6 protein-coding genes are annotated in these 7,244 nt (G+C 39.3%); 2 read left to right on the top strand and 4 right to left on the bottom strand.

What is annotated here, in order from left to right:
- Positions 1-101 precede the first annotated feature (101 nt).
- On the bottom strand, positions 102-1,850 hold the full coding sequence (gene pabB / locus COD92_RS27665; RefSeq protein WP_098530696.1) for an aminodeoxychorismate synthase component I: 1,749 nt from the start codon (positions 1,848-1,850) through the stop codon (positions 102-104).
- Positions 1,851-1,992: 142 nt separating this feature from the next.
- On the opposite strand from pabB, the gene COD92_RS27660 reads away from it, so the two are divergent.
- The gene (locus tag COD92_RS27660; protein ID WP_098530695.1) at positions 1,993-2,460 is read left to right on the top strand and encodes a low molecular weight protein-tyrosine-phosphatase; all 468 of its coding nucleotides are present in this window, start codon (positions 1,993-1,995) and stop codon (positions 2,458-2,460) included.
- Between the two features lie 67 nt (positions 2,461-2,527).
- The gene (locus COD92_RS27655) at positions 2,528-3,697 is read left to right on the top strand and encodes an MFS transporter (protein WP_098530694.1); all 1,170 of its coding nucleotides are present in this window, start codon (positions 2,528-2,530) and stop codon (positions 3,695-3,697) included.
- Between the two features lie 220 nt (positions 3,698-3,917).
- Here the strand turns inward: COD92_RS27655 and COD92_RS27650 are convergent, their stop codons facing one another.
- The 3 genes from COD92_RS27650 to COD92_RS27640 all read right to left on the bottom strand — a co-directional run bounded on the left by COD92_RS27650 (position 3,918) and on the right by COD92_RS27640 (position 7,182).
- On the bottom strand, positions 3,918-4,154 hold the full coding sequence (locus COD92_RS27650) for a hypothetical protein (protein ID WP_098530693.1): 237 nt from the start codon (positions 4,152-4,154) through the stop codon (positions 3,918-3,920).
- Between the two features lie 740 nt (positions 4,155-4,894).
- On the bottom strand, positions 4,895-5,818 hold the full coding sequence (locus COD92_RS27645) for an AEC family transporter (protein ID WP_098530692.1): 924 nt from the start codon (positions 5,816-5,818) through the stop codon (positions 4,895-4,897).
- 71 nt (positions 5,819-5,889) lie between these two features.
- On the bottom strand, positions 5,890-7,182 hold the full coding sequence (locus COD92_RS27640; protein WP_098530691.1) for a CitMHS family transporter: 1,293 nt from the start codon (positions 7,180-7,182) through the stop codon (positions 5,890-5,892).
- Positions 7,183-7,244: the final 62 nt, after the last annotated feature.

Here is a 7,244-nt window from a genome sequence, read left to right as displayed (position 1 = left end):
GACAGTCCTTTTATTAACAGTTATCCACAAGCGAAAATTTTATAATTTCCTAAACCATGAAAAGTAGTCCATGTAGAGTTTCTACATGGACTTACTTATAGTCATTCTACTAATTCCACTTCTAACCATTTACGCACACTGTTAATAAACCAAACCTTTGAGCTTTGCTGTAAATCCGCAATCGTTAAAACTTTCTCACGAATCATCCCTTCCTTTATTAACATCTCCCGGAAGGTACCGGCAAGCAGACCGCTATTGACAGGTGGAGTCCATAATTTCCCGTCTAATTCTAAGACAAGATTACCATTCGTAAATTCTGTTAATTCTTCGTCTTTATTCCAAAGTAAGGTATCAAAAACATCCGAAGGTTTGGTTAATTGAAAATCAGTATAGATCGACCGATTGGTTGTTTTGTGATAAAGAAACGTATTATCTTTATCAACCGGTTTTCCGGCCAGAATAACCTTTATTGGAGTGGGCTGCGCTACTACAGGCTGCGCATCTATTGTTACTACGCCTTTCTTATTTACTAAGAGCCTTACTTTTAGCTTCCCACTGTTTCGGCTGGAAAATTCGTCCAATTTCGTTTGTATACACTCAATATCAACTGAAAATCCAAAGTATTGGGCTGATTTTTTTAATCGCTCAAGGTGTTCTTTTAACAAGAAATACTTCCCATACTCCAATAGGAGGCTTTCGAGAAGCTCGAACTCTGGTCTATCTTCCTCAAGTAAACTTGCTTTTGCAAGAACCTCGTCATATTCCCCCTCAGAGGTAGAATCCCAGGTGATTCCTCCCCCAACCCCATATGTAGCTAAACCTGATTGCTGATCAATCAAGACTGTTCTAATTGGTACATTGAATACCGCTTCTTTATTTGGTGTTATATAACCGATTGCCCCACAATATACCTCACGCGGCTCCGGTTCCAATTCTCCAATAATTTTCATCGTGCTGACCTTTGGTGCACCGGTAATGGAGGCACAAGGAAAGAGTGCCCTAAAGATATCGATAAGCTCAGTATTTTCAGCGACTCTTCCTGTAATTGTTGAAGTCATTTGATAAACAGTTGGATAGGGCTCAATCTCATATAGCTTTGGAACTTGAACTGTCCCAAATTCCGCCACAAGGGATAAGTCATTTCTAAGCATATCTACAATCATGACATTTTCGGCCCGGTTTTTTTCAGAAAGATATAACCAACGGGCATTAGCCTCATCCTCTTCAAAGGATTTTCCTCGTTTAATAGTCCCTTTCATAGGTCGAGTGATAATGGTTTCATCCTGCAGGCGGAAAAACAATTCAGGTGATGCCGATAAAATACTATACTCTCCGGTATTGATATAAGCACAATAATCGGAAGACTGAGCTTTTTTCAACTTCTCAAAAAAAGCAAAATCATCTCCCTCGAAATGGCTATGAAGTCGGATGGTATAGTTAGTTTGGTAGGTGTCGCCCCTCTCGATTCCGTCCTTTATCGCTTGGATTGACTGATTATATTCTTCTAAACTAACGGAAGGTTCCCACTTTGTAAGTGCATAAGATCCTGTACTGCTAAAGCTTTGGTATTCTGGTTCAGCAAAAATCCCAAACCATAATAATGGCATTTTACTTTCCTTATTGGTAATAAATGCGGCATCAAAAGCAGGTGCACTTTCGTACGATAAAAATCCAGCGGCATAGTATCCGTTATTTACTTCTTCCTGTACAAGTTTAAGACAGGGCAAAACTTCATTTATGGTAAAAGCCGCTATCACTTTAATTGGTCTTTTAAATATAAGAGGATTAATATCGCCCTCTGAATTAGCAAATTCAAAAACTAACCATGGTTCTTTATTTTTAGTTTCCATCGTGACGTCCCTTTAATAATTAATTTTTCCACATTATAAATAGTGACAATAATTAATGTGAAAAGCAACTCTTTTCCTTTTATTTTATCTACTATTATAATAGGTTAAAGAGTATCGTAAGAAAATTAAAGGAGCTTATAATATGATTAACGTTTTATTTGTGTGCCTAGGGAACATTTGCCGCTCACCAATGGCGGAAGCCTTATTTCGTGACTTAGTAGAAAAAGAAAATCTGTCCGGCAAAATTACAGTGGATTCCGCTGCTACAAGCTCATGGCATATTGGTTCTCCGCCCCATAAAGGAACCCTTGCTATTTTGAAGAAATATAACATTTCAGCAAATGGTCTTGTTGGACGCCAATTAACAAAGCAGGATTTTGAGAAGTTCGATTATATAGTAGGTATGGATGAAAGTAATAAAAGGAACATTTTCGAAATAACCGGACAGCCAAAGCATCCCAAAATCCTCCGTCTGTTAGATTTAACGGAACACCAAAAGGATGTGCCTGACCCATATTATACCGGGGATTTTGAAGAAACATATCAGCTGGTTTCCGAAGGCTGCCAAGCATTACTGAAGAAAATTCACAACGAACACTACTTAAAATAATGGTTATCCAGCTGGTAAGTTTTTGTATGTTTACTGGATGACCTATTGAATTATTGAGGTGAACTTCTTGGAGGAAAAATCAACTCGCATCTATCTACTATTTCTTTGTTTGTACGCAGTTTCTTATATGGGCAATGCCGTCTACGGTACATTTATGCCTGTCTACTTAAAAAGTATTGGTTTAAGTCAGACCTCCATTGCTACACTATTAAGCTTCGGCCCATTGGTTGCCGTTCTGGCACAGCCACTGTGGGGAAGCATTGGTGATCGGGCAGAAAGTAAAAACCGAGTCCTTCAATTATTAGCTTTGGGAAGTGCTGTTTCCATATTGTTACTGCCGTTATCCAATCAATACCTTTATTTATTGCTTATCATTTGCCTTGTCACCTTTTTTCAAACATCAATTTATCCTTTAAATGACGCAATTACTTTAGAACATCTTGCTCGAACCAAATGGAATTTTGGTCCAATTCGTCTAGCAGGAACGATAGGATTTGCACTAATGTCGGTTGCTTTTGGGATAGTGGCGAGAAAGAATATTAATAGTATATTTATCGTTTACTCTCTTGTAATGCTGCTAACCCTTGTGATCTGCATTCAATTGCCCAAAATAAAAGGTCATCAGTCTAGTAAAAACAAGGTTTCTCTGCTAGTTTTATTAAAAAACCGAAAACTCATGTTGTTTATATCATTAAATTTTGTTGTTCAAATTACCCTTGGGTATTATTATGCTTTTTTCCCGATTTACTTTAATCAGCTAGGCGCAGATAATAGTTTGCTTGGCTGGTCTATGCTTTTCTCATCCATCAGTGAGGTGCCTTTTTTACTATTCGGCCATAAAATCATTGAGCGATTTGGTATTCCCATTGTCTTAGTAAGTACTGCCTTTTTCGCTGGTCTGCGGTGGCTGTTCTGTTATTTTGTCCATAATCCGTATCTCGTCCTTCCGATTCAAATGCTGCATGGATTAATTTTTATCGTATTATCCGTTACGCTTGCTATCTATATAAATCAGGAGGTGCCTAAAGAACTTAAGGCCTCAGGACAAACGATGAATGGATTAATTAGTTTAGGTTTAGCTAGAATAATAGGAAGCATGGCAGGCGGGATTGCCAGCGAATATGTCGGAATGCGGGAAGTATTTTTATATAATGCAATGGTTGCTTTTATTACCTTTGTTGTTTTTATATTTATTTTCTTAAAAGAAGCCAGAGCCGTACAAAAGGCGACAGTATAGTAAGCCTGCAAAAAGACCGTTTAATTAGCTAAACGGTCTTTTTGTCAACTTTAGCCTGTTCTCGGGTCTCTATAATGAGGAGGCAATTATAAGATAAAAGTTCACTAGTGCAACTTCGGACTTGTTTGAGGATTTCAATGGCAATCTTGTCTCGAACCTGCTGCGACTTCGGACCCGTTTGAGGATTTCAATCGCCATCCTGTCCGAACCTGCTGCGACTTCAGACTCGTTTGAAGATTTCAATCCCAATCCTGTCCGAACTTGTTGCGACTTCAGACTCGTTTGCGGATTTCAATCGCCATCCTGTCCGAACCTCCAGCGACTTCGGACTCGTTTCTCGGAATTCAATCGCAATCCCGTCCAAACCTGCTGCGACTTCAGACTGTTTGAGGATTTCAATCGCCATACTGTCCGAACCTGCTGCGACTTCAGACTCGTTCGTTGATTTCAAAGACAATCCTGTCTGAACCTCCAGCGACTTCAGACTCGTTTGAGGATTTCAATGGCAATCCTGTCTGAACCTCCAGCGACTTCAGACTCGTTTGAGGATTTCAATGGCAACCCTGTCCGAACCTCCGGCGACTTCAGACTCGTTTGCGGAATTCAATCCAAACCTTGTCCGAACCTCCAGCGGCTTCAGACTCGTTTGAGGATTTTAATCGCAATCCTGTCCGAACCTCCAGTGACTTCGGACTCGTTTGAGGATTTCAATCGCAATCCTGTCCGAACCTTCAGCTACTTCAGACTCATTTGAGGATTTCAAAGACAAACCTGTCCGAACCTCCAGCGACTTCGGACTCGTTTGCGGATTTCAATCCAAATCCTGTCCGAACCTCTAGCTACTTCAGACTCATTTGAGGATTTCAATCGCAATCCTGTCCGAACCTGCTTAGACTTCGGACTCGTTTGAGGATTTCAATCGCAATCCTGTCCGAACCTCCAGCTACTTCAGACTCCTTTGAGGAATTTAATGGCAACACTGTCCAAACCTGCTGCGACTTCAGACTCGTTTAACGAATTAAAAGACCATCCTGTCCGAACCTCCAGCGACTTCAGACTCGTTTAATGAATTCAAAGGCCATCCTGTCCGAACCTACAGCGACTTCAGACTCGTATGAAGAATTCAATAAACCGCTATCCACTTCGGACACCTTATTTAAGCTTAAGTACAATCTTATCCGAAAAAAGAAAACAGCCTTAGAATAAAATCGTCGATAAGTAAACAAACGTTGTCACTGTAATCATACTAAGTATAGTTGACATTAAAACAACCTGTGCTGCATACTCCGGGTGATTTCCATACTCTAACGCGAAAAGAGCACTGTTTCTGGAGGTAGGAAAAGAGCTGGCAATAAACAAAGCCTGTGCCGTCGTTCCCTCCAAATTTAATGTTGTAATAATAAACATCGCTATCAATGGAGAGAGAAGTAAACGGCCAAATAAACTTAAAAACAGCGGTAAGGAAAATCGACTTATTTTTATATAAGCACTTTGTGCACCAAGAGTAACTAACGCAACTGCTAAGAACGCATTCGACGCATTATGGATAGGTGTCCAAATAAAAGGCGGGATTTTAACATGGCAGGAGTGCAGAATCAATCCTAATAAAAATGCATAAATGACAGGGTTTTTTAGAAATTCCTTCAACGCCTTAAAACCTCTTTGATCGACGGAAACCGAATTAAACAACCCATAGGTGTAGGTTAACAAATTTTGAAAAATCATGACGACAATCTGAATGGACGCCCCTAATGGGTTATGTTGAAAAACCAACTGACTTACTGGCAGCCCAAAGTTACCGGCATTGTTTAGCACAATACTATTTTTAAAAGTGGATGACAGACCGCTATCAAACTTTGCTGCTTTTGATATCACCGCACTTATGATCATTAAACATGTACATTGGATAACTAAAAAACCAATAATATGTACAAGCGATTCTCCGCCAATATTATTTTGATAGATGTTCACAAAGCCTACCGAAGGCATTAGAAAATACGTATTTAATTTGGATAATGTACTCATATCAAACTTAAACTTCCGATGCAGCAATACACCTGCTGCAATTAAAAGAAATACTGGTAAAACCACATTTAATAAAATTAGAAAAAAGACTTCCATTTGACTCTCCTATTTTTAAAGACAAAATCCAAAAGCCCCAATCAAGGAGCTTCTGGATTTTAACTAGATTATTAGATTGGTATAATTGATAGTACCAGTGCGACTAGAATCATCACTGCTGTCGAACCGCAAGCCCATTTTAAAAAGGAGCGCTGTAGATCTCCGAAATCTTCTCCAACCATACCTACTAGTAAGTAGGTTGAAGGAACTAAAGGGCTAAGTAAATGGACTGGCAACCCTAAGAGCGATGCGCGGCCAATCATTGCCGGATCAATCCCATACCCGCTAGCAGCTTTCGCTAATAATGGAAGTACCCCGTAATAAAATGCATCATTGGACATAAAAAATGTAAATGGTGCACTGATAATCGCAGTAATAAGAGCAAAATGAGAGCCCAAGTCCGCTGAAATATGAGTGATCATCGTATTTGCCATTGCGTCCACCATTTTCGTCCCAGAAAGAATACCTGTAAATATCCCTGCAGCAAAAACCATCGATACTACAGACAATGCATTATCTGCATAGTGCATAATACGTTCTTTTTGTTCCTGTATATTTGGATAATTGATTGTAATTGCAATGGCAAATCCAATCATAAATAATACTGTACTAGGCAGTAATTCCTGAATAAGAGCAACTAAAAGGATTATGGTAAGCAGGTAGTTTACAACAATTAACTTTGGACGTTTTAGGTAGGCATCCTCTGTTGTAGCTGCCATCATGGCCATTGTACTATAGTCGATTTCTAAAACACCAATTCGTTTGCGCTCTTTTCTGCCAAGCCAAAATGCCATAAATAATACAAACAACACTCCACCTATCATACTTGGTATTACAGGAGTAAAAATATCTCCCATTTCAAGATGTAGTGCAGTCATGGCTCTTGCAGTAGGCCCTCCCCATGGAAGGAGATTCATTACACCGGAAGCAGAGACCGCAATTCCAGCGAGGATTAATGGTTTCATACCAATCCGTTTATACAATGGAAGCATGGCTGAAATGGTAATCATATATGTAGTAGTTCCATCTCCATCAAGAGAAATTAATAATGCAAGGACTGCTGTTCCAATGGCTATTTTTACAGGGTCCCCTTTTACAAGTTTTAAGATTGTTGAAATAATAGGATCAAAGACTCCAGCATCAATCATAATTCCGAAAAAGAGAATAGCAAAAAGAATCATGATTCCCGTTGGTGCGACACTTTTGATCCCTTCAAGCGCCATTGGCCCCAGTTCTTTGCCGAATCCCCCTATTAAGGCAAAGACAACAGGCACCACCATGAGTGCAATCATTGCGGATAGACGTTTGGTCATAATCAAAATCATAAACATAATAATTAGTAAAAATCCTAAAATTGCCAGCAAAATTCTCACCCCTTTTGTTAGTAAATTTATAATAATCTAAATATTTTAGTTTGGAAACGTTT

It is taken from the genome of Bacillus sp. AFS037270, assembly GCF_002585305.1.
Note: the sequence above shows the minus strand (reverse complement) of the source record. Positions and strands in the feature narration are given on the sequence as shown.